This is a genomic window from Acidovorax sp. Root402, from assembly GCF_001425125.1.
Taxonomy (GTDB): Bacteria; Pseudomonadota; Gammaproteobacteria; order Burkholderiales; family Burkholderiaceae_C; genus Acidovorax; species Acidovorax delafieldii.
Genome location: NZ_LMDQ01000017.1, coordinates 155,284 through 177,164, shown reverse-complemented (window position 1 = coordinate 177,164; position 21,881 = coordinate 155,284). Strand labels below are relative to the sequence as shown.

17 protein-coding genes are annotated in these 21,881 nt (G+C 67.6%); 6 read left to right on the top strand and 11 right to left on the bottom strand.

Features of this window, described 5'->3' with window-relative positions; all coding sequences use genetic code 11:
• Genes ASC83_RS20375 through ASC83_RS20360 form a run of 4 tightly spaced genes read left to right on the top strand, consistent with a single transcriptional unit; the run spans window position 1 to window position 3,382 of the window.
• Window positions 1–1,077, top strand: a complete 1,077-nt coding sequence (locus ASC83_RS20375; protein ID WP_369817006.1) for an alpha/beta hydrolase family protein — start codon at window positions 1–3, stop codon at window positions 1,075–1,077.
• A 57-nt stretch (window positions 1,078–1,134) separates the two neighbouring features.
• Window positions 1,135–1,425: a 2TM domain-containing protein gene (locus tag ASC83_RS20370; protein ID WP_056067098.1), complete on the top strand. Its 291-nt coding sequence runs from the start codon at window positions 1,135–1,137 to the stop codon at window positions 1,423–1,425.
• Complete coding sequence (locus ASC83_RS20365) at window positions 1,422–2,510, top strand: sensor histidine kinase (protein ID WP_056067025.1); 1,089 nt, start codon at window positions 1,422–1,424, stop codon at window positions 2,508–2,510. Before ASC83_RS20370 ends, ASC83_RS20365 begins: the two co-directional genes overlap by 4 nt.
• The gene (locus ASC83_RS20360; protein ID WP_056067024.1) at window positions 2,507–3,382 is read left to right on the top strand and encodes a LytTR family DNA-binding domain-containing protein; all 876 of its coding nucleotides are present in this window, start codon (window positions 2,507–2,509) and stop codon (window positions 3,380–3,382) included. Before ASC83_RS20365 ends, ASC83_RS20360 begins: the two co-directional genes overlap by 4 nt.
• A 16-nt stretch (window positions 3,383–3,398) precedes the next feature.
• Here the strand turns inward: ASC83_RS20360 and ASC83_RS20355 are convergent, their stop codons facing one another.
• The 11 genes from ASC83_RS20355 to ASC83_RS20305 form a co-directional block, all read right to left on the bottom strand.
• The gene (locus ASC83_RS20355) at window positions 3,399–4,829 is read right to left on the bottom strand and encodes an efflux transporter outer membrane subunit (protein ID WP_056067096.1); all 1,431 of its coding nucleotides are present in this window, start codon (window positions 4,827–4,829) and stop codon (window positions 3,399–3,401) included.
• Between the two features lie 59 nt (window positions 4,830–4,888).
• Window positions 4,889–8,062, bottom strand: coding sequence for an efflux RND transporter permease subunit (locus ASC83_RS20350; protein ID WP_056067020.1), 3,174 nt, complete (start codon window positions 8,060–8,062; stop codon window positions 4,889–4,891).
• Window positions 8,063–8,869: 807 nt separating this feature from the next.
• The gene (locus ASC83_RS20345; RefSeq protein ID WP_056067016.1) at window positions 8,870–11,983 is read right to left on the bottom strand and encodes an MdtB/MuxB family multidrug efflux RND transporter permease subunit; all 3,114 of its coding nucleotides are present in this window, start codon (window positions 11,981–11,983) and stop codon (window positions 8,870–8,872) included.
• A gap of 54 nt (window positions 11,984–12,037) precedes the next feature.
• On the bottom strand, window positions 12,038–13,789 hold the full coding sequence (locus ASC83_RS20340) for an efflux RND transporter periplasmic adaptor subunit (protein ID WP_056067014.1): 1,752 nt from the start codon (window positions 13,787–13,789) through the stop codon (window positions 12,038–12,040).
• 150 nt (window positions 13,790–13,939) lie between these two features.
• Window positions 13,940–14,581: a LysE family translocator gene (locus tag ASC83_RS20335; protein ID WP_056067011.1), complete on the bottom strand. Its 642-nt coding sequence runs from the start codon at window positions 14,579–14,581 to the stop codon at window positions 13,940–13,942.
• A 143-nt stretch (window positions 14,582–14,724) separates the two neighbouring features.
• Window positions 14,725–15,285, bottom strand: coding sequence for an ATP-binding cassette domain-containing protein (locus ASC83_RS20330; RefSeq protein ID WP_235509427.1), 561 nt, complete (start codon window positions 15,283–15,285; stop codon window positions 14,725–14,727).
• 90 nt (window positions 15,286–15,375) lie between these two features.
• Entirely contained in the window at window positions 15,376–16,293 is a 918-nt protein-coding gene (locus tag ASC83_RS20325; protein ID WP_056067006.1) for an EamA family transporter, read from the bottom strand.
• Complete coding sequence (locus ASC83_RS20320) at window positions 16,290–17,300, bottom strand: SDR family oxidoreductase (RefSeq protein WP_056067001.1); 1,011 nt, start codon at window positions 17,298–17,300, stop codon at window positions 16,290–16,292. Before ASC83_RS20320 ends, ASC83_RS20325 begins: the two co-directional genes overlap by 4 nt.
• Window positions 17,297–18,232 (bottom strand): bile acid:sodium symporter family protein, encoded by a 936-nt coding sequence (locus tag ASC83_RS20315; protein WP_082522542.1) that lies wholly within the window; start codon window positions 18,230–18,232, stop codon window positions 17,297–17,299. Before ASC83_RS20315 ends, ASC83_RS20320 begins: the two co-directional genes overlap by 4 nt.
• A 4-nt stretch (window positions 18,233–18,236) precedes the next feature.
• Window positions 18,237–19,604, bottom strand: coding sequence for an NAD(P)/FAD-dependent oxidoreductase (locus ASC83_RS20310; RefSeq protein WP_235509426.1), 1,368 nt, complete (start codon window positions 19,602–19,604; stop codon window positions 18,237–18,239).
• A 15-nt stretch (window positions 19,605–19,619) separates the two neighbouring features.
• Entirely contained in the window at window positions 19,620–20,450 is an 831-nt protein-coding gene (locus ASC83_RS20305) for an SDR family oxidoreductase (protein WP_056066996.1), read from the bottom strand.
• Between the two features lie 89 nt (window positions 20,451–20,539).
• Here ASC83_RS20305 and ASC83_RS20300 point away from each other — a divergent pair, with 89 nt between their 5' ends.
• Both ASC83_RS20300 and ASC83_RS20295 read left to right on the top strand, forming a co-directional pair.
• Entirely contained in the window at window positions 20,540–21,292 is a 753-nt protein-coding gene (locus tag ASC83_RS20300; RefSeq protein ID WP_056066991.1) for an IclR family transcriptional regulator, read from the top strand.
• A gap of 45 nt (window positions 21,293–21,337) precedes the next feature.
• Window positions 21,338–21,706: a hypothetical protein gene (locus ASC83_RS20295; protein WP_056066989.1), complete on the top strand. Its 369-nt coding sequence runs from the start codon at window positions 21,338–21,340 to the stop codon at window positions 21,704–21,706.
• Window positions 21,707–21,881: the final 175 nt, after the last annotated feature.

Here is a 21,881-nt window from a genome sequence, read left to right as displayed (position 1 = left end):
ATGACAAAAACCTGGATGGCCTGGTGCCTGGCCTTGCTGGCCGCAGCCGTCATCACAGCCAGCCCCGCCCATGCAGGCGTGGGTCTCGCAGAGTTGCCCGGGCAACAGGGCGACGGCCCCGTCACGGTGTTCTATCCGGCACAGGAGGCCGACCAGCCCGTGCAGCGCGGCCCTTTTGCGCTGCAGCTGGCCTGGCAGGGCACACCCGTGGCGGGCAACGGCCGTCTGGTGGTGGTGTCGCACGGCTCGGGCGGCAGCCCCTGGGTGCACACCGACCTGGCCCGTGCGCTGGTGCAGGCCGGGTTCGTGGTGGCTCTGCCAGAGCATGCGGGCGACAACTACAAAGACCACTCCACCCCCGGCCCGGAGAGCTGGAAGCACCGCCCCGCCGAGGTCTCCCGCGCGGTGGATGCCGTCGCACAGGATGCGCGCCTGGCGCCGCTGCTGGCGCTGGACAAGGTGGGCGTGTTCGGTGGTTCGGCCGGGGGCCACACCGCCCTGGTGTTTGCCGGGGGGCAATGGTCTCCCGCCCGCTTCAAGCAGCACTGCGAGGCCCATCTGGCGGAGGATTTTTCGTCCTGCGTCGGCTTCACCACCCGCCTGCACGGCAACTGGCTGGACAGCATCAAGAAGGCCGTGGCCATCACCATCATCCGCCACCGCTTTGGCGACGAGACGCTGTACGCACACACCGACCCGCGCGTCGCGGCCACGGTGGCCGTGGTGCCGTTTGCGGCCGACTTCGACATGGACAGCCTGGCCACCCCCCGCATCGCGCTGGGGCTCATCACTGCGGGCAAGGACGTCAACCAGATTCCACGCTTTCACAGCAGCGCCGTGCTGGCCGCGTGCCAGGACCGCTGCACGCACATTGCCGACCTCCAGCACGGCAGCCACGGCATCATGCTGTCGCCCATGCCACCGCTGGACCGCATGAACGACCTGACCCGTGAGCTGCTGGGCGACCCGCCCGGTTTTGACCGCAGCGTACTGCCGCAGGTGGACGCAAGCACCGTGGCATTCTTTGCCAAGCACCTGCAGCCGCTCAAGCCGGTCTCACTCACGCCACGCCCATGACAGCACCCGTGCGGACGCGTTGCTGCGCCCATTGAGCCGCCTAGAATGCAAAGCTCCATGCCCATGACACCCGAAGACCTCGACCAACTCGCCCGCCGCCGCGCCAACGCCAAGCTGGGCTGGTACCTGCATGCGATAGCCTTCGTGCTGGTCAACGCCCTCATCTTTGCCATGTCGCGCTATGCGTTTGGCACACGCCCGTGGTCGGTGTACCCGCTGCTGGGCTGGGGGCTGGGGCTGGTGCTGCATGGGGTATCGGTGTTTCTGCTGGGCTCCGGCAGCGGCCTGCGCGAGCGCATGGTGCAGCGCGAGCGCGAGGCCCTGCAGCGCCGCCAAGACCGGCCATGAAGCTGCGCCACGAGTTCAACGGGGTCAGCAAGCTGCGGCACTACCTGCAGGTGGTGGCCTTCACACTGGTCGTGGCCACCATCCAGTGCACGTTCATGCCCGACAAGCCCTATGGGCCGCCCGTGGTGTATTCGGTGCTGATCGGCACCTTCACCTGGGCCATCATCGACCTGGGGCGGGAGTTGATACCGTCCGCCGCCGAAACGGGCTGGCCACACGGCTGGCAGGGCATTGCGCTGGTCCTGGTGGGCATCGTCGTGGGTTACCTGGCGGGCACCTTGCTGGCCGACGCGCTGTGCGTGCACTACTTTCACTTCTACCCGCCGGGGGCGTTGATCTCCGGAGCAGACCAGCGCACGTCCATCCTCATCACGGCCATTGCCGGGCTGGTGGGCACGTTCTACTTCTACGCTGTCAACAAGTCGGCCTACCTGGAGAGCAAGATGGCCGAGGCGCGCATGCACGCCAGCGAATCGCGCCTGAAGCTGCTGGAGACCCAGCTGGAACCCCACATGCTGTTCAACACCCTGGCCAACCTGCGCGTGCTCATCGGCACCGACCCGGCCCGGGCGCAGCACATGCTGGACCGCATGATTGCCTACCTGCGCGCCACGCTCAGCGCATCGCGCAGCACCCAGCACCCGCTGGCGCTGGAGTTTGAGCGCCTGCGCGACTATCTGGAGCTGATGGCCGTGCGCATGGGCCCACGCATGGCCTACACCCTGGACCTGCCCGATGCCCTGCGCGATGTGCCGGTGCCGCCCCTGCTGCTGCAGCCGCTGGTGGAGAACGCCATTCGCCACGGGCTGGAGCCCCAGGTGGAAGGCGGCCACATCACCGTGCGTGCAAGCACCCAGGCAAGCCCCCAAGGCCTGTTGCTGGTCATCGAGGTGCAAGACTCCGGGGCGGGCCTGCCCGCCACCCTGCCCGTCCCAGGCCCCGGCCAGAGCTTTGGCCTGGCCCAGGTGCGCGAGCGTCTGGCCACGCTGCACGGTGCTGCAGGCGCTCTTGAATTGATAGCAATAGAGCCAAATGGCACTAGCGCTACCGTCACGTTTCCCTTGAAATCTGCCGCCACACCATGACAGAGCGAGCCCCGCGTGCCCTGATTGCCGAAGACGAACCGCTGCTGGCCGCTGCCCTGCAGCAAGACCTGGCCCGCGCATGGCCAGAGCTGCAAGTGGTGGCCCTGGTGGGAGACGGCCGCTCGGCGGTGCGGCAGGCGCTGGACTTGCGGCCCGACGTGCTGTTCTTCGACATCCGCATGCCCGGCCAGAGCGGCATCGAGGCGGCGGCCGAACTGGCCGACGCATGGACGGATGACCTGCCCTTTCCGGCGCTGGTGTTTGCCACGGCCTACGACCAGTACGCCGTGCAGGCGTTTGAAGCGCAGGCGGTGGACTACCTGCTCAAACCCATCCAGGCCGACCGGCTGGCGCGCACCGTGGCCAAGGTGCAGGGCCTGCTGGCCCAGCGCGCCTCAGCCGTTGCAGCAACCGGTGCGCCACCCGCTGCACCTTCGACAGCGTTGTCCTCACCCGAACTCGAAGCCACCATGGCCCAGCTGCGCGCGCTGCTGGGCGCGCCCGGCGTGGGCACTGCACCCGCCGCCGCGCCCGCCACTGCCGCAACGCGGCTGAGCGTGATCCAGGCCAGCCACGGCACGCAGATCCACATGGTGCCGGTGGCGGACGTTGTGTACTTCGAGGCGGCCGACAAGTACGTGCGCGTGCTCACGGCCGAGCGTGAATACCTGATCCGCACCGCGCTCAAGGAGCTGATCGAGCAGCTCGACCCGCAGGAGTTCTGGCAGGTGCACCGCAGCACCCTGGTGCGCGCCACGGCCATTGCCACCGTCACGCGCGACGAGGCGGGCAAGCAGCACATCAGCCTGCGCGGGCGGCCCGAGCGGCTGCCGGTGAGCCGCCTCTACGCGCACCTGTTCAAGGCCATGTAGGGGCCTGACGCGGGCTTCAAGCGGGCGGCAGCGCCTCCCAGCGCCCGGCCACATTCTTCAGCAGCGCATTCACTGCCGTCAGGCGGCGGCTCTTCACGTCGATCAGGCTGCGCTGTGACGACAGCACGGTGGTCTGGGCCGCCAGCACATTCAGGTAACCCACGGTGCCCGCACGGTACTGGTTCTCCACCACGTCCAGCGCACGCTGCGCAGCGGCGGTGGCCTCGCGCTGCAGCTGCTCCTCCTGCGCCAGCGCAGCGGCGGCCGTGAGGTTGTCCTCCACCTCCTGCAGCGCGGTCAGCACCGTCTGGCGATAGGCGGCCGTGACCTGCGCGTGGTTGGCGCGGGCCGTCTCTACGGCAGCACTGCGCGCGCCGCCATCAAAAATCGACGCCGCCAGTGCAGGCCCCAGCGACCAGAACAGGTTGGGCGCGCTGAACAGGTCGGCCAGGGGCGATCCCCGGAAGCCCCCCGCTGCCGACAGCGTGAGCGTGGGAAAATACGCCGCGCGCGCCACGCCGATCTGCGCGTTGGCCGCCGCCACTCGGCGTTCTGCAGCGGCAATATCGGGGCGGCGCTGCAGCAGGTCGGACGGCAAGGCCTGGGGCACGTCGGCCGGTGCGGGCAACGTGGCCGTGGGCTCCAGCGCAAAGGCGGCAGGCGCCTGCCCCAGCAGCGCCGCCAGCGCGTGCTCCAGCTGGCTGCGCGTGGTTTGGGCCTCCAGCAGCTGCACCTGGGTGGACTTGTACTGCGCCTCGGCCTGCGCCACATCGGCGCTGGACGCCACACCGGCCGCCTGGCGGTTGCGCGTCAGCTCCCAGCTGCGGTCGTAGGCCTTGAGCGTCTCGCCCAGCAGCGCAGCCTGGGCCTCGGCCGCGCGCAGCGAAAAATATGTCTGCGCCACTGCAGCCTGCACCGACAGCCGCGCAGCGGCCAGGTCGTCGGCGCTGGCCTGGGCGCTGGCCTGCTCGGCACTCACCCCGGCGGAGACGCGCCCCCACAGGTCCAGCTCCCAGCTGGCGGTGAGGCCCAGCGAATGGCTGGTGCTGATGCGCGCGGTGCTGCTGCCATCCCCCTGATTGCTCAGCTGCGTGCCGCTGCGCGCGCGGCTGCTGCTGGCATTGGCCCCCACGGTGGGCAAGGCGGCCGCGCCACTGCTGGTCACAGCCGCCTGGGCCGCACGCAGGCGGGCAGCGCTCTGCGCCAGGGTGGGGCTGTGGGCCTCGGCCTGCTGCTGCAGGCGGTCCAGCACGGCGTCGCCGTAAACCGTCCACCAGGTCTCTGGCAAGGCGACGGAGGCCTGCGGCTGCGCGGGCTTCCAGATGCCCTGGGCCTGGGCGGCGGTCTGCTCTTTGTAAGCGGCCGGAATGTCCATGGTGGGCCGCTCGTACGGCGGCGTCTGCGCGCAGCCTGCCAGCCACAGGCCGCTGGCCAGCAACGCAGGCATGGCAGCCCGGCTGACCTGCGCCGCAGGCCAGGTGACCTGGCGTGAAAAAATGAAAGAGGTCATCCGTCGTTTCCTTGCAATAACACCGGGGCCGCAGGCGCGGCGCCCGCTGGCTTGCGGCGCCGCCCCACCGCCCGCAGCACGCGCGCACGCAGCCGGTCGAGCGCCACATACACCACCGGCGTGGTGTAGAGCGTGAGCCACTGGCTTACCAGCAGGCCGCCCACAATCGCAATGCCCAGCGGCTGGCGCAGCTCTGCACCATCGCCCCGCCCCAGGGCCAGCGGCAGGGCCCCAAAGATGGCGGCCACGGTGGTCATCAAAATGGGGCGCAACCGCAGGTTGCAGGCGCGGTAGATGGCCTGCGCGGCTGTGACGGGCGCCCGGCCCGGCTGCCCCTGCTGGCGTTGCCGCGTGAGGGCAAAGTCAATCATCATGATCGCGTTCTTCTTCACGATGCCGATCAGCAGGATCACGCCAATGAGTGCGATGAGCGAGAACTCGGTCTTGAACAGCATGAGCGCCAGCAACGCGCCCACACCCGCGGAGGGTAGTGTGGACAGGATGGTGATGGGGTGCACCAGGCTCTCGTACAACATGCCCAGCACCAGGTAGATGGTGATGATGGCTGCCAGGATCAGCAATGGCTGACCCGCCAGCGCGTCCTGGAACGCCCCTGCCGTGCCGCTGAACGAGCCACGCACCGACACCGGCACGCCCAGCTCGGCCACCGCGTTGTTCACCGCCTCGGTGGCCTGCGACAGCGACACCCCCTGCGCCAGGCTGAAGCTGATGCTGCTGGCGGGCGTGCCCCGGTCGTGGTTGACCGACAGCGGCGTATTGGTGGTGGTGATGCGCGCAAACGCTGTGAGCGGAATCTGCTGGCCCTGGCTGTTGACGAAGAAAAATCCGCGCAGCGTCTCGGGGTTCTGCAGGTAGCGCGGCGCGGCCTCCATGACCACGCGGTACTGGTTGAGCGGGTTGTAGATCACGCCCACCTGGCGCTGGCCGAAGGCGTTGTTGAGTGTGGCGTCGATCTGCGCCATGGTCAGGCCCATCCGGGTCACGGCATCGCGGTCGATGACAAGCGAGGTCTGCAGGCCAAAGTCCTGCACGTCGCTGTTCACGTCCTCCAGCTCGGGCAGCTGGCTCAGCACCTGGCGGATGCGTGGCTCCCAGGTGCGCAGGTCGCCAATGTCGTCGGCTTGCAGGGTGTAGTCGAACGAGGCACCGCTCTGCCGCCCGCCAATGCGGATGTCGCGCTGCGGCACCATGAACAGGCGCGCGCCCGGCTCGTTCTTGAGTTGCTCGCGCAGCCGCGTTATGACGGCCTCCGAACTCTCCTGCCCGGGCCCACGCTTGAGGGTCATGAACATCTGCGCCGCATTGCGCTGCCAGCCCCCCGTGAAGCCGGTCACATGCTCCACGGCCGGGTCGGCCTGCACGATGGACAGGAAACGCTGCAGCCGCTGCTCCATGGCCTGGTAGGACGTGGCCTGGTCGGCCCGGATGAAGCCCGAGATACGCCCGGTGTCCTGCTCGGGCATGAAGCCCTTGTCGATGGCGGTGTAGAGGTACACGTTGAGCCCCACCACACACACCAGCGCCAGCAGGGCCACGGGCTGGTGGCGCAGGCACCAGGCCAGACTGCGGCGGTACAGGCGCATGCCCCGCACCTGCATACGATCCACCCAGCGACCGATCCGATGGCTGAAGGCCGCAGCCCAGCCCCTGCGCCGCGCCGTTGCCGGGCTGTGGGGCTTGAGCAGCGCGGCACACATCATGGGCGTGGTGGTGAGCGACACCACCATCGACACCAGGATGGCCGAGGACATGACGATGGCGAACTCGCGGAAAAACCGCCCCACGATGCCGCCCATGAACAGGATGGGCACGAACACCGCAATCAGCGAAATGCTCATCGACACCACGGTGAAGCCGATCTCGCGCGCCCCGTCCAGCGACGCCCGCAGCGCGGTCTTGCCCCGCTCCATGTGGCGCATGATGTTCTCCAGCACCACGATGGCGTCGTCCACCACAAAGCCCGTGGCCACCGTGAGCGCCATCAGCGAGAGGTTGTCGAGCGTGTAGCCCGCCAGGTACATCACACCAAACGTGCCTGCCAGCGACACCGGCACCGCCACGCTGGGGATGAGCGTGGCACGCCCGTTGCGCAAGAACAGGAACACCACCAGCACCACCAGTGCCACGGCAATCAGCAGCGCGCGCTCCACCTCCTTGACGGAAGCCCGCAGCGTGGGTGTGCGGTCGGACACCACCTCAATGTCGATAGCCGCCGGAATGGAGGCCTGCAGCGCGGGCAGCAGCGAGCGCACGCGCTCCACGGCTTCGAGGATGTTGGCGCCGGGCTGCTTGTACACCTGCAGCAGTACCGCCGGCTTGCCATTGGCCACGCCGAAGTTGCGCACGTCCTGCACCGAGTCCACCACGTCGGCCACGTCCTGCAGGCGCACGGCCTGCCCGTTCTTCCAGCGCAGCACCAGGGGCGCGTAGTCGGCCGCCACACGGGCCTGGTCGTTGGTGGCCACCTGCCAGTAGTGGTCTTCCCGCTCCACCGCGCCCAGCGGGCGGTTGGCGTTGGTGCTGACGATGGCGCTGCGCACCTGCTCCAGCGAGATGCCATTGGACGCGAGCCGCACCGGGTCCAGCTCCACACGCACGGCAGGCAGCGCGCCGCCGCTGACCGTGGCCTGGCCCACACCTTCGACCTGCGAGAGCTTTTGCGCCAGCACGGTAGAGGCCGCGTCGTACATCTGCCCGCGTGTGAGCAGGTCCGACGTGAGCGCCAGGATCATGATGGGCGAGTCGGCCGGGTTGACCTTGCGGTAGGTCGGGTTGCTGGGCATGCCCGTGGGCAGCAGCGTGCGCGCGGCGTTGATGGCGGCCTGCACATCGCGCGCTGCGCTGTCCACGTTGCGGTCCAGGTCGAACTGCAGCGTGATGGAAGTGCTGCCCAGAATGGAGCGCGAAGTGATCTCGGTCACGCCCGCAATGGCGCCCAGCGACCGCTCCAGCGGCGTGGCGACGGTGGCGGCCATGGTGTCGGGGCTGGCCCCGGGCAGGCTGGCGCTGACCGAGATGGTGGGATAGTCCACCTGCGGCAGCGGCGCCACGGGCAGCAGGAAGAACGACACCGCACCCGCCAGGGCCAGGCCCAGGGTGAGAAGCATGGTGCCGATGGGGCGGTGGATGAAAGGGGTGGAGAGGCTCATGGGTGGGCTCTCCGGGTGGTTTTTGGATGTTTTTGGCTGGATGCGATAGTGGAATATGCGCTGGCAGCTATTGTTTTTGTAGTGTTTTCTTTTGGGCGCTGATTGGGCCGCATGCCTTTGTTGAGGGCGGAGGCCGGGAGTCGCCCGGCGTGCGAGTCCCTTTCTTTCGCGTCGCCGAAAGAAAGGAACCAAAGAAAGGGCGACCCCGCTGTCTGCGTCCCCTGCGCTTCGCTACGGGGCAACCTGCGGTGCTCGGGTTTGGCGGGGTCTCGCTCAACTCGCGCCGCTGCGCGTCGCTCAGACACACGCGAGCCCTGGTCCGCCAAACCCTGCGCTCCTCGGCGCATCCAGAGGGGCAAGGGAGCAGAACATCCACACGGGCCTTTGCTTCGCTCGGCCCCACCTCGCGGGCGCAAACGCCGCGTGCTGCGCAGCCTGGGCCGAGCAAAGCGATGGCCCGAATGGATGTCCGGCTGTTTGGATGTTCGGCTGTCCACCCCCTGCTGGCTGCGCCTGCGGCGGGGCGGTTGCGAGGTGAGCATGTGCGTCGAAGCGCCCATGCTTCGTGAACTGACTCGCCGTGGCTGTCCGAGCGGCGCGCGGCAGCGCAAAGCGAGTTCCACGGCGCACCCCGCAACCGCCCCGCCGCAGGTTTGCCCCTTCGCGACGCGAAGGGGTCGCAGACTGGGGGTCGCCTTTCTTTTGGGTACTTTTCTTTGGCGAAGCAAAGAAAAGTACCTCGCCCGCCGGGGCGACAACCCGGCTCCCGGGCTCAAACCAAGCACGCCATTCATAAACAGCAACGCTTCAGGCATTCACAACCTCGGAACGCCCACGCCACCGCTGCGCCCACCCCTCAAACGTGAGGTAAATCACCGGGGTCGTAAACAGCGTGAGCAACTGACTCAGGATCAGCCCGCCCACCATCGTCACCCCCAGCGGATGCCGCAACTCGCTGCCCACCCCCGTCCCCAACATCATCGGCAACGCCCCCAGCAAGGCCGCCAACGTCGTCATCAAGATGGGCCGGAACCGCAACAGACACGCCTGGTAGATCGCATCGCGCGCACTCAGGCCTTCGTCCCGCTGCGCCTCCAGCGCAAAGTCGATCATCATGATCGCGTTCTTCTTCACGATGCCGATCAGCAGCACGATGCCGATGATGGCGATGATGTCCAAGTCCAGCCGCGCCGCCATCAGCGCCAGCAACGCCCCTACCCCAGCGGAGGGCAGCGTGGACAAGATCGTGACCGGGTGCACCGTGCTCTCATACAGCACGCCCAGCACGATGTACATGGTGACCACCGCCGCCAGAATGAGCAGCAGCGTGTTCGACAGCGACGCCTGGAACGCCAGCGCCGCCCCCTGAAAGCTCGTCTCCACCGACAGCGGCAACTGCCCCTCGGCCTGCACGGCGGCCTTCTCGCGCTCGATGGCCGCCACTGCGTTGCCCAGCGACACCCCCGGCGCGGTGTTGAACGAAATGGTGGCGGCGGGCAACTGGCCCACGTGGTTGACCACCAGCGGCATGTTGCGCTCCTCGATGCGCGCCACCGATGACAGTGGCACCGGCGCACCAGTGCTCGACGGCACATAGATGCTCTGCAACGCCTCGGGCCCCACCTTGAACTGTGGCGCCACCTCCAGCACCACGCGGTACTGGTTGGACTGCGTGAAGATGGTCGAGATCAGCCGCTGGCCAAAGGCGTTGTACAGCGCGGCATCGATGCCCGCCACCGTCACCCCCAGGCGGCTGGCCTGGGCGCGGTCGATCTGCACATAGGCCTGGCGGCCCTGGTCCTGCAGGTCGCTGGCCACATCCGTCAGCTCGGGCAAGGCGCGCAGGCGGCGCAGCAGCTCGGTGGTGCTGGTGGTGAGCTGCTGCATGTCGGGCGATGACAGCAGCCACTGGTACTGCGTGCGCGCCACCCGGTCTTCAATGGTCAGGTCCTGCACGGGCTGGATGAACAGGCGGATGCCCGGCAGGTTCTGCACGCGCTCGGCCAGGCGCTGCTGCACCACACCGGCCTTGTCGCGCTGTGCATGCGGCTGCAGGTCGATCAGCAGGCGGCCGGTGTTGAGCGTGGTGTTGGCGCCGTCGACGCCGATGAACGACGAGACGCTGCGCACGGCGGGGTCTTGCAGCAGCCGTTCGGCCACGGCCTGCTGGCGCTCGGCCATACCGGCAAACGAGATCGACTGGTCGGCCTCGGTGGTGGCCTGCAGCGTGCCGGTGTCCTGCACCGGAAAGAAGCCCTTGGGGATGAACAGATACAGCACCACGGTGAGCGCCAGCGTGGCCGCAAACACCAGCCAAGTGGTTCCTCGGTGGTTCAGCACCCAGCCCAGCATGCGGCCATAGCCTGCGATGGTGCGATCAAAAAAATGCCCCGTGGCGCGGTAAAGACGGCCGTGACTCTCCTCGGGCGTGTGGCGCAGCAGGCGCGCACACAGCATGGGGGTGAGCGTGAGCGACACCACGGCCGAGATCAGGATGGACACGGCCAGCGTGATCGCGAACTCGTGGAACAGCCGGCCCACCACATCGCCCATGAACAGCAACGGGATCAGCACGGCGATCAGCGAGATGGTGAGCGAGATGATGGTGAAGCCGATCTGCTGCGAGCCCTTGAGCGCAGCCGCGAGGGGTGCCTCGCCCTCTTCCACATAGCGGGCAATGTTCTCGATCATCACGATGGCATCGTCCACCACAAAGCCGGTGGAGATGGTCAGCGCCATCAGCGTGAGGTTGTTGATGGAGAACCCCGCGAGGTACATCACCCCACAGGTGCCGATGAGCGACAGCGGCACGGCCACGCTCGGGATCAGCGTGGCCGAGGGGCTGCGCAGGAAGACAAAGATCACCGCCACCACCAGCAGCACGGCCAGGCCCAGCTCCACCTGCATGTCGCGCACCGAGGCGCGCACCGTCACCGTGCGGTCGGTCAGCACCTGCACATCCAGTGACGCGGGCAAGGTGCTTTGCAGCTGCGGCAGCAGGGCCTTGATGCGGTCCACCGTGTCGATCACGTTGGCGCCGGGCTGGCGGCGGATGTTGAGGATCACGCCGGGTTTGGCCCCGGTGTCTGCCGTGCCCGCCCAGGCGGCGAGGCGGGTGTTCTCGGCATCGTCCACCGTTTCGGCCACGTCCTTCAGGCGCACGGGGGCGCCATTCTTGAAGGCAATGATGAGGTCGCGGTATTCAGCCGCCGACTGCAGCTGGTCGTTGGCATCGATGGTGGAGGCACGGGCCGGGCCGTCAAAGCCGCCCTTCGCCTGCTTGACGTTGGCGGCTGCGATGGAGGTGCGCACGTCCTCCAGCGTGAGGCCCAGCTGCGCCAATGCCGTGGGGTTAGCCTGGATGCGCACAGCCGGGCGGCGACCGCCCGCAATCGCAACCAGGCCCACGCCCTGCACCTGCGAGAGCTTGGGTGCAAGGCGGTTTTCCACCAGGTCGTTTACGCGGATCACAGGCAGCGAGGGCGAGGTGATGGCCAGCGTGAGGATGGGCGCATCGGCGGGGTTGACCTTGCTGTACAGCGGCGGCATGGGCAGGTCGCTGGGCAGCAGGTTGCTGCCCGCGTTGATGGCTGCCTGCACCTGCTGCTCGGCCACGTCCAGCGCCATGTCGAGCGCAAAACGCAGCGTGATCACCGAAGCCCCGCCCGAGCTGGTGGACGACATTTGCGACAGCCCCGGCATCTGGCCGAACTGCCGCTCCAGCGGGGCCGTGACGTTGGAGGTCATCACGTCCGGGCTCGCGCCCGGGTACAGCGTGGTGACCTGGATGGTGGGGTAGTCCACCTCGGGCAGGGCCGAGGTGGGCAGCAGCCGGTAGGCCATCAGCCCCGCGATCAGGATCGCCACCATCAGCAGCGCAGTGGCGATGGGGCGCAGGATGAAAAGGCGCGACAGATTCATGGCGGCGAGTGCGCTGGCAAGACAGGCAGGGGAGAAACCGGGGTGTCGCTGCGCTCAGCGCGCCGGGCTGGCTGCGCCACCCTGGGACGGCGGCTGCTGTTGCAGCCGCTCGCGGATGTAGGCACGGCGCTCCTCCTGCGGCATTGCCGCCACGCGGGCGCGCTCGTCGGCGGGCATCTGGTCCAGCAGTGCCTTCACCTGCGGAGGGATGCCCCGTGGGGGTTCAGGGCTACGGTCTGCAGGCGCTGCGGGGGCGGCGGGCGGTGCAACTGCTCTGGGTGGTGCTTCGCTGCGCTGCTGTTGTGGCGCTGCAGAGGCCTGCGGGGCGGACGCCGGGGCAGCGGCGGGAGCACCCACACCCGACGCCGAAGAGGCTGCAGCAGACGCCGCCGACGCAGGAGCCGCTGCGCCGCTCGCGCCCATCTGCGCTCGCCGATCGCGCAAGAAGGCGCGGCGCTCTTCGGGGCTCATCTTCTGCAGCTTTTCACGCACATCGGGGGGCAGCGATGCGATAAACGCACGGCGCTGCGCGGCCTGGTCCTGGGCCGCTTGGTCGGCGCGGGTGACGGCACCGGCATCGATGACGGCGACCTTGGCGCCTTCGCGCAGGCGGTCGATGCCGTCCGTGACCACCTGCTCGCCCTCGCGCAGCTCGCCTTCGACGCTCACACGGTCGCCATCGGTCACGCCCACGCGGATGCGGCGCTGGGTCACGGTGCTGTCTTCCTGCACCAAGTAGACATAGTTGTTCTGCACGGCCGTGGCCGGTACGGTCAGCACGCCCTGGAGCAGGTTGACCTGCAGGCGCACATTGACGAACTGGTTGGGGTACAGGGCGCCGTCTTCATTCGCAAAAGCGGCCTTCACCTTGATGGTGCCGGTGGCGCTGTCGATGGCGTTGTCCAGCGCCACCACACGGCCCTTGGCCAGCTGGCGGCGGCTGTCGCGGTCCCACAGCTCCACGCTCAGCTCTTCGCCTGCGGCCATGCGGCGGCGCATCTGGGGCAGGTGCGCCTCGGGCACGGAGAACGCTGCATCGATGGGCCGCACCTGGTTGATGGTGACGATGCCATTCGCGTCGCTCGGCCCCACCACGTTGCCCCGGTCCGCCTGGCGCAAGCCCAGGCGGCCGGCAAATGGTGCGGTGACCTGGGTGTAGCTCAGTTGCAGGCGCGCGGCGTCCACCTGCGCCTGGTCCGAGGCCACGGTGCCTTCCAGCTGCCGCACCAGTGCGGCCTGGGTGTCCACCTGCTGGCTGGCGATGGAGTCGCGCGCCAGCAGGTCTTGATAACGCTTGAGGTCGAGCTGCGCATTCTTGAGCAGCGCCTGGTCACGCTGCAGCGTGCCCTGTGCCTGCGACAGCGCCGCCTGGTAGCTACGCGCATCGATCTCGGCCAGCACCTGGCCTGCACGCACCTCGTCACCCTCCTTGAAACGCACCGACGTCAGCTCGCCGCCGACCTTGGCGCGCACCACGGCGGTGGCGCGGGCGCTCATGGTGCCGATGGCGCTCACCACCACCCGCACATCGCCCCGCTGCACGGTGCCTACCGACACGGGCTGTACATTGCCGCCACCAAAGCGCCCGGGCCCACTGCCGGGCTTGCGCGCCGCGTTGGGCCCCGTGGCGGCACCGCCAGCGCTGGCCGCGGCCGCTGCATCCTGGCGCTGTTTCCACCACCAGGCACCACCTCCCACCGCAGCCAGCGCCACGGAGGCCAGTAACAACGCGGAGATCCAGCGCAGCTTGCCGGACTGCAATCTTGCGGGCCTCCGTGGACGGGTCAACGAACGGTTCAGGGGCATGGTGGGGCGCAACGAGGAATGAGCGAACGGGTATGGTAGCCAGCGCACCCCCCCGGGCTGTCGCCCGGCGGGTACCCTTTACCGGGGATTTACGCGCGCTTTGGGCGGGGTTTACCGATGTATCGGCTCAGCCCCGCCAGGTGGCAGCAATCAGCGGTTGGTGGCCAGCAGAAGGCCGCCAGCACCCATGAAGAAACCGCCGGTGGCCTTGTTCAGGCGGGCCACACCGCGCGAGGTGCGGATGAATCGGCGGATCTGGCGCCCGAAGCTGGCGTACACGGCCGTCGAGACGAATTCACTGCCCAGATAGATGGAGCCCAGCACCAGAAACTGGCGCGCTGCAGGCTGCGCGGGGTCGATGAACTGCGGAAAGATCGCCGCGAACAGGATGATCGCCTTGGGGTTGGTGATGCCCAGCAAAAACTCCTGCGCAATGAGAGCACGCAGATCGAACTGGGCCGGTTGACCCGATGCCTGGCCACTGCCAGTTGCATCCTCCAGCGCCAGGCCGCTGAACTCGCGGCTGTGCCAGGCCTTCCAGCCCAGCCAGAACAGGTAGGCAGCGCCCACCCACTTCACCGCCGTGAACGCCGCTTCGGACGCCAGCAGCATCGCCCCCAGCCCCACCGCAGACACCGTCAGAAAGATCGCGAACGCCGCTGCCCGGCCCACCGTGGCGATCATCGCGGGGCCCACGCCTGCGCGGATGCCGTTGTTGAGGCCACAGAAGTTGTTGGGCCCCGGGGTGAGCGAGATGGCGATGGCAACCGGAACAAATAGCAGCGCATCCATGGGACAGTCCTTGCAGGGTGAGGCGTGTGTGAGGGGAAACGGTCAGCACCGCAGTCTACGGCAGACCCTGCCTACACGGCCGACCCCAGGGCACATGCCCCCAATGCGCCCTCTACCACCTCACAACGCCTTTGAACAGGTTCTTACAGATCCAGCACCGGGCCCCAGGGTACATCGGGCAGGGCTTCGTAATGCGCCACCACGGTCAGGCGGTCTGGTCTGGCCGCTTGGGATGCCAGGGCCTGCGCCAGATAGCGAATGGAGGGCTTGTCCAGCCCGCCCACAGGCTCGTCGATCAAGGTCAGCGGTGCGTTCGAGGCAAAGGCCCCGGCCATGAGCACCTTGCGCTTGCTGCCGGTAGACAGGGCGTAAAAAGGCTTGTCCAGATGCTCGTGCAGGCTGAACCCGTCGATGTGCTCCGCCAGGGCTGCCGCATCCCACAGGGGGTAGCGAGCGGGCAGGCTGTCGAGCCAACCCCGGGCCGTGAGCGGGTCCCACTCGCTGGATCGAGGGTCCGCCCAGAAGATCAGTGATGCCAAGACCTTGGCGGCTTGTTTCAGTTCCACCCCCTGCAGCGTGATGCTGCCAGCCTGCGCTGTCAGCTCGCCAGCCAGCACACGCAGCAGCGTGGTTTTGCCAGTGCTTTCATCACCGCGCACCAGAGCCAGCCCCGGGGGCCATGCCAGCGACAGGTTGTCCAGCACCGCACACTCCGGGTACGCAAACCGCAACCCTTTCACCCACAAAAACGCGCTCTCAGCCACCCTGCCTCCTCGATGCGGAAAGCAAATATTCTAGGAAGCTGCCGCACGGCGGGCCCACCATAAGCCCCCCACCTGGTTCACCACCAGCCCGCAGAGCACCGCGGCCGCACCCGCCCACTGGAGGGGCGCAGGCGTTTCACCCAGAAAGGCATAGGCCGCCCACAGCCCCACCACCGGCACCAGCAGCGAAAACGGCGTAACCCGCCCCGCCGCATGGCGTTGCAGCAGCTGCGTCCACAGCGTATAGGCCAGCAGTGTGGCCAAAAAGGCCAAGTAGGCCACGGCCAAGAGCCCCGTGCCATTCAAAGACTGCAGCTGTGCCCACACGGCGGCGGGGCCATCGCTCCACAACGCCAGCGCGAAAAACGGCCCGATGGGCACCACGCTGCTCCACACGATGAACGGAAACGGCGCATACGCTCCGGCCTGCGCCGCGCGGCGCGCCACAAGGTTGGACACCGCCCACATGAACGCCGCCCCCAGGGTGAGCACAAACCCCGCCAGCGTCATCTGGCCCGGCCCCTCGCCATGCGCGAGGCCGATGGTCATCAAGCCGCCGAACGCCAGCAACAAGCCCCCCCACTGCCAGGGCTTGGCGCGCTCCCCCAGCAATGGCGCGGCCAGCAGCAAGGTGAAGAACGCCTGGGTCTGCATCACCACCGACGCCATGCCCGCCGTCATGCCCAGCTGCAGCCCCAGAAACAAAAAGCCGAACTGCCCCAGCCCCTGCGCCAGCCCATAGCCCACCACAAAGCGCCAAGGCAAAGCCGGGCGCGGCACGACGAGCAAAAAGGGCAGCGATGCCGCTGTAAAGCGCAGCGCGCCCAGCAGCATGGGGCTCAGGCCTTGCAGGCCGAGCTTCATCACCACAAAGTTCAGCCCCCAGATGACCACCACCGCCAGGGCGCGCAACAGGTCGCCACGGCTCAAGGATGCCGGCGCACTCATGCAGCCGCCACCTGTGCGCCAGCGGTCACCGGGCGGCCTTGCCGCGCCCGGGCAGCGACAAAGGCGTCGAACGCCTGGGCGCTGGTTTTGCCTGGCACATAGCCCAGCACCTCCTTGAGGGCCGTGTTCAGCAGCACCGGCCGGTAGCGCAAAAAGTCGAGCTGCTCGGGGCCGTAGCGGCTGACGCCGAGCGCGGAGCCCACGGCCAGCGCGGTGCGCAGCAGCCCAGCGGGGAGTTCCAGCACAGGCTTGCCCAGGCGCCGGGCGATCTCGCGCAAGGGCAAGGCACCATCGCCCGCCAGGTTGAAGCAGCCTGCCCGCTGCGTGCGCAGCGCATGCAGGATGGCGCCGGTCACGTCTTCGTCCCAGATGAAGACAAACGGGCTCTCGCTGCCCCGGATGGCGAGCAGGCGCGGCTTTTCAAACAAGGCGGTGATCTGGTTGTCCACCCGATCGCCCAGGATGGTGCCGATACGCAGCACTGTCTGCGCCAGCGCCGGGTGCTGCGTGCGGTATTGCGACAGCATCTCTTCCACCAGCCGCTTGTGGTGTGAATAGGCAAACACCTCGTTGCCCCGCAGCGCGTCCGTCTCGCGCAACCACGCGGGGTTGTCGGCGTGGTAGCCGTAGGCCGCACCGCTGGAGCTGACGACCAGCTGCTTCACGCCGGTGGCCACACAGGCATCCAGCACGTTCTGGCTGCCCAGCACGTCCACCGAATATTCAAACTCGCGGCTGGAGCCCTTGCCGGGCGTGACGATGGACGCCAGGTGCACCACGCTGTCGATGGCATGGTCCGCCAGCGTCTGCGCCAATGCGGGGTCGCGCACGTCCTGCACCCGGTACGACACACCGGGCAGGCGGCGCTCGGCGGGCACATCGCGCACATCGGTCGCCACAATGGTCCCGCCCCCTTCACGCGCCAGTGCAGCCACCACGCTGCGGCCCAAGAAACCGTCTGCTCCAGTGACCAGAATGCGGCGGCTTATCCACCCCATGCCGGTCATGTGCGCTGCTCCTTGCGGGCATCGGCCGCCGGTAGTTCGGCGGGCCTGCGCCCCCACCAGCCTGCCAGTGCCAGCCCCGCGATGATGTCCCAGAAGCCCCACACGCCCGCCACCACGGCCATACCGCCTAGCCCGCCAAAGAAGCTGAAGATCAGCACGAGGCCCAGGCCCGCATTGCGGATACCTACCTCGATGCTCACCGCGCGCCGGTCGTAGTCCGGCAAGCCGCTGAGCCTTGCGCAGGCGTAGCCGGTGCCGAAGGCGAGCGCATCGTGCAGTGCCACGGCCAGCAGCACCAGGCCCACGTAATCCAGAAAGTAACGCCAGTTGCCCGCCACCGCGCCCACGATGAAACCGATGAGACACAGAAAGCTGAGGATGCGCACGGGTTTGTTCACGCGCTGTGTGAAGCGCGGCAGCTTTTCTGCGCACAGGATGCCCAGCACAAAAGGCAGCCCGATGATCACCACGATGTGACCCGCCATCTCCAACGGGTCAAGCGCAATGCTGCGCAGCAGTGGCGCCGCCGTGGGGTGCATGCCGCCCCAGAACGCGAAGTTGAGCGGCATGAGCACGATGGCCAGCGCGTTGGAGATGGCCGTCATCGACACCGACAGCGCCACATTGCCTCCTGCGCGGTGCGTGAGGATGTTGCTCACATTGCCGGGCGGACAGCAGGCGACCAGGATCATGCCCAGCGCAATGCTGGGCCCGGGCTTGAGCAGCAGCGTGAGCACAAAGGTCACCGCAGGCAGCACGATGAATTGCGCGGCAATGCCCACCGCCATGGCACCGGGCATGCGCAGCACGCGCTTGAAGTCCGCCACGCGCGTATCCAGCGCAATGCCGAACATGAGAAAACCCAGCACCACATTGAGCACCACCAGCGACGTGGGGTTGAAGTTGAGGCGTATTTCGTCCACAGGCAGCATGGCGTCAGTCCTTTCTGGCGAGGGCTGCGGCGGCAGCGCGCACCGCGTTGCGGTAGGTGTCCTTGTGCACGTAATACGCCATGCGTTCGAGCTGGAGGTACTTGAAGCCACCCGACAGATCGGGCGGCGGCCCGGCCTTGGCCTGTCGTAGCGCCTCGGCGCGCGGCGATCCCTCGGCCTGCGCCTTGAAAAAGCGCGCCACCAGCTCCGCCTGCTCATAGCGGCCCTGCCAGCCGATACCACTGGCCTCGATCATGCCCATCACGGCCAGGTTGTCGAAACGGGGTGACAGGATGTTGAGGTAGAGCTGCGGCGCCATGCCCTGCCAGTTGAGCAGGCTGTGGTCGATGAAGGGGTAGTGCAGCTTGTAGCCCGTGGCACAGAGCACCAGGTCATAGTCCTGCGCGCTGCCGTCCTTGAAGTGCACCGTATGGCCTTCAAAACGCGCGATGTCGGGCTTGACGTGAATATCGCCATGTCCCAGGTGGTGCAGCACCAGCGAGTTGACCACCGGGTGTGACTCGTACATCTTGTAGTCGGGCTTGGGCAGGCCAAAGCGCGCAGGGTCGCCAGTGAACCATTGCAGCACCACGCTGTCCACCTTCTGCTTGAGCCAGGGCGGCATCTTGAACTTGCCGCCCAGCGTGTCTGCGGGCTTGCCGAACACATATTTGGGCACGAAGTAGTAGCCGCGCCGCACCGAGATGTCCACGCTGCGCGCGTAGTGCACCGCATCCACCGCAATGTCGCAGCCCGAGTTGCCCGCGCCCACCACCAGCACGCGCTTGCCTTTGAACAGCTCGGCGCTCTTGTAGGCGCTGGTGTGCAGCAGCTCCCCGTCAAAGTGCCCCTCAAAGCGCGGCATGCTGGGTTCGGCCAGCGTGCCGTTGGCAATCACCACGCCCTTGAGCTCTGCCGTTTGCGCGGGCCCACCGTGCTGCGTCCACGTCACGCGCCACAGCGGCGCAGTGCCCTCCCCCACCGGTTCGACCCGGAGCACGCGCGTGCCAAACCAGAAGTGCTGGCGCAGGCCAAAGTGCTCTGCAAAGTCGAAGAAATACTGGCGCATGTCCCGGTGGCTCGGATAGTCGGCCACTTCGGGGCGCATGGGGAACTCGGTGAACTCGGTGGTGTGCTTGCTGGAGATCAGGTGCGCCGATTCGTAGACCGTGCTGCGCGGGTTGTCGATGTTCCACAAACCACCCACATCGGTGTGTGCTTCAAAGCCCTGGAAAGGCACGCCCAGCTTCTGCAGATTGCGCGCCGCGGCCAGCCCGCTGGGGCCGGCGCCGATGAGGGCGATGTGGCCGCGCATGTCCTGTGCGAGCGGCGTCGAAGGGCTTGTCTCCGTCATCGTTGTTGTTGTCGTCATTCGCTTTTCTCTCTCTCAGGTGTCGATGTTCTTGTCTGCGCGCACTGGCAACCCCGGAATGGCGGTGGCCCCCGCCTCGCCCACGCGCGGCTTGCGCGGCTGGCCCAGCAGCAGCCGGTCGTGCAGAGCGTCAGGCAACAGGTTCAACAGGCGCGCCAGCCAACCGATGCGCGCGGGCAGCACGATGTGGGTGCGCCCCCGGGCCACAGCGGCCAGCAGGGCACGCGCGGCGTCCTCGGGCTCCATCAGGCCGGGCATGGCAAAACGGTTGCCTGCCGTGAGCGCGGTGCGCAGGTAGCCAGGGCTGACCGTGCTCACCACGATGGAATCGCCGCGCAGCTCGGCACGCAGACTCTCCAGGTAACGGATGAGCCCGCCCTTGCTGGCGCAGTACGCGCCATTGCCCGGCATGCCCCGCCAGCCCGCAATGCTGGCCACCCCCACCAGCGCGCCGCGCCGCTGCGCGCGCAGGGCCGACACAAAAGGTTGGAAGGTGGTGGCGGCGCCCAGCAGGTTGATCTCCAGCATGCGCCGCATCACGGCCAGGTCGTCGGCCTGGGCGGTGTCAAAACCCCCAGCCACCCCGGCATTGGCGATGACGAGGTCAGGCGTTCCCCGGCGGCCCATCCAGTCGGCGGCCATGGCCTGCATGGCGGTAACGTCGGCCACATCGGGCGTATAGACAGCACAGCGCTCTGGTGCCAGTGCGGCCAGGGTCTCCAGCACGGGCCGGTTCAGGCCCACCAGCGCCACGGCAGCGCCCTGGCCAATCAGCTCGCGCGCCAGCGCCTGGCCCAGCCCGCCACAGGCGCCGGTGAGCACTACGTTCTGGAAAAAGGCGGTCATGAAACTCCCGGTGAATTGGGTTTGCAGCTTAGCCACAATGCTGAATAATCCCGAAATGTTTTATGAATTCGTCTCGAATTCCGAGATTTATGACCAACACACCGCCCAGCCTGCGCTTGTTTGAACTGCTGGAAACGATGTGCGCCCAGGGCCAGCCCTTCAGCCTGGGCGATGCCATCGAGGCCACCGGCTGGCCCAAGCCCAGCGTGCACCGCATGCTGGGCCAGCTGGAGGCCGGTGGCCTGCTGGCGCGCGAGCCAGACGGGCGGCGCTACACCCCCGCACCACGTCTGCTGCGCCTGGCCGAAAGCACGCTGAGCGCGGGCACCCAGCATGGAGTGCGCCACGCTGTGCTGCGGCAACTGGTGGCGGACATTGGAGAAAGCTGCAACCTCACGGCGTTGAGCGGCGCAGAAGTGATCTACCTGGACCGGGTGGAGTCAGCCTTTCCACTGCGCATGGAGCTGCGGCCCGGCACCCGCGTGCCCATCCACTGCTCGGCCAGCGGCAAGCTGTTTCTGGCCCACCTGTCGTCCGCACGCCGGGCCGCCATCCTGGACGGCCTGCCCCTCACCCGCCACACGGCCACCACCCTGACCGACCGCGCCGCCCTGGAAGCCGAGCTGGAGCAGATCCTGCGGCAAGGCTATGCCACGGACGCCGAGGAGTTTGTGGACGGCCTCGTCTGTGTGGCCGTGCCCGTGTTGGCCGGCGGGCGGCGCCAGGTGCGCAGCGCCGTGGCACTGCAGGCACCCTCTGCCCGCATGCCGCTGGGGCGGGCGCTGCAACTGGTGCCCCGGCTGGGAGAAGCCGCGCAGGCCTTGGGCCGGACCTGGGCTTGAGCCATCGCGCAGCAACTCCCGACGCATACATAACCTGCTCTCACCATGCAACTGAACTACCTCGACTTTGACTACAGCGAAGACGCTGACGGCAACGGCACCCTGGATGCCATGGCCAGCGTCTTGCCCGCGCAACTGCCTGCTTTGCAGAACGAGATCGCTGCCGTGCTGGCCTGGGCGCATGCACACTGGCCCGGCGCCTGCGCACCGCAGGAAGACGGCGGCGCGTGGCACTATGACCTGCACGGCGTGCAAGAGGTGCAGAGCCCCTTGACCTTGTCCTTTGACGATGCGACGGGGCAACTGCACATGACCACAGGCAGTGCTGCGCCGCCGCGCACCACGCTGACCCTCACCCTCAGTGGCAGCAGCGACTTCTGTACCGCTTTGCGCGAAGCCTTCGATATGGAATGAGCCTCCTCCCCATGGCCTCCTCCCCATGGCCTCCTCCCCAGCCAATTCAAAGGGTTAACCCCAATTAGCGACCAAAAGCCCCACGTTGCAAACAGGTTAGTGCGCCAGCCCACGCTTTCCTGAGGTCCAGCGCTACAGTTGCGACTCATTAGTTCAACCCGAGACTGGAGAGTTT

Bases quoted from the DNA above. Each gene is read 5' to 3' on its own strand.
- ASC83_RS20375 (WP_369817006.1), top strand. From the start codon at position 1: ATGACAAAAACCTGGATGGCCTGGTGCCTGGCCTTGCTGGCCGCAGCC.
- ASC83_RS20370 (WP_056067098.1), top strand. From the start codon at position 1,135: ATGCCCATGACACCCGAAGACCTCGACCAACTCGCCCGCCGCCGCGCC.
- ASC83_RS20365 (WP_056067025.1), top strand. From the start codon at position 1,422: ATGAAGCTGCGCCACGAGTTCAACGGGGTCAGCAAGCTGCGGCACTAC.
- ASC83_RS20360 (WP_056067024.1), top strand. From the start codon at position 2,507: ATGACAGAGCGAGCCCCGCGTGCCCTGATTGCCGAAGACGAACCGCTG.
- ASC83_RS20355 (WP_056067096.1), bottom strand. From the start codon at position 4,829: ATGCCTGCGTTGCTGGCCAGCGGCCTGTGGCTGGCAGGCTGCGCGCAG.
- ASC83_RS20350 (WP_056067020.1), bottom strand. From the start codon at position 8,062: ATGAGCCTCTCCACCCCTTTCATCCACCGCCCCATCGGCACCATGCTT.
- ASC83_RS20345 (WP_056067016.1), bottom strand. From the start codon at position 11,983: ATGAATCTGTCGCGCCTTTTCATCCTGCGCCCCATCGCCACTGCGCTG.
- ASC83_RS20340 (WP_056067014.1), bottom strand. From the start codon at position 13,789: ATGCCCCTGAACCGTTCGTTGACCCGTCCACGGAGGCCCGCAAGATTG.
- ASC83_RS20335 (WP_056067011.1), bottom strand. From the start codon at position 14,581: ATGGATGCGCTGCTATTTGTTCCGGTTGCCATCGCCATCTCGCTCACC.
- ASC83_RS20325 (WP_056067006.1), bottom strand. From the start codon at position 16,293: ATGAGTGCGCCGGCATCCTTGAGCCGTGGCGACCTGTTGCGCGCCCTG.
- ASC83_RS20320 (WP_056067001.1), bottom strand. From the start codon at position 17,300: ATGACCGGCATGGGGTGGATAAGCCGCCGCATTCTGGTCACTGGAGCA.
- ASC83_RS20315 (WP_082522542.1), bottom strand. From the start codon at position 18,232: ATGCTGCCTGTGGACGAAATACGCCTCAACTTCAACCCCACGTCGCTG.
- ASC83_RS20310 (WP_235509426.1), bottom strand. From the start codon at position 19,604: ATGACGACAACAACAACGATGACGGAGACAAGCCCTTCGACGCCGCTC.
- ASC83_RS20305 (WP_056066996.1), bottom strand. From the start codon at position 20,450: ATGACCGCCTTTTTCCAGAACGTAGTGCTCACCGGCGCCTGTGGCGGG.
- ASC83_RS20300 (WP_056066991.1), top strand. From the start codon at position 20,540: ATGACCAACACACCGCCCAGCCTGCGCTTGTTTGAACTGCTGGAAACG.
- ASC83_RS20295 (WP_056066989.1), top strand. From the start codon at position 21,338: ATGCAACTGAACTACCTCGACTTTGACTACAGCGAAGACGCTGACGGC.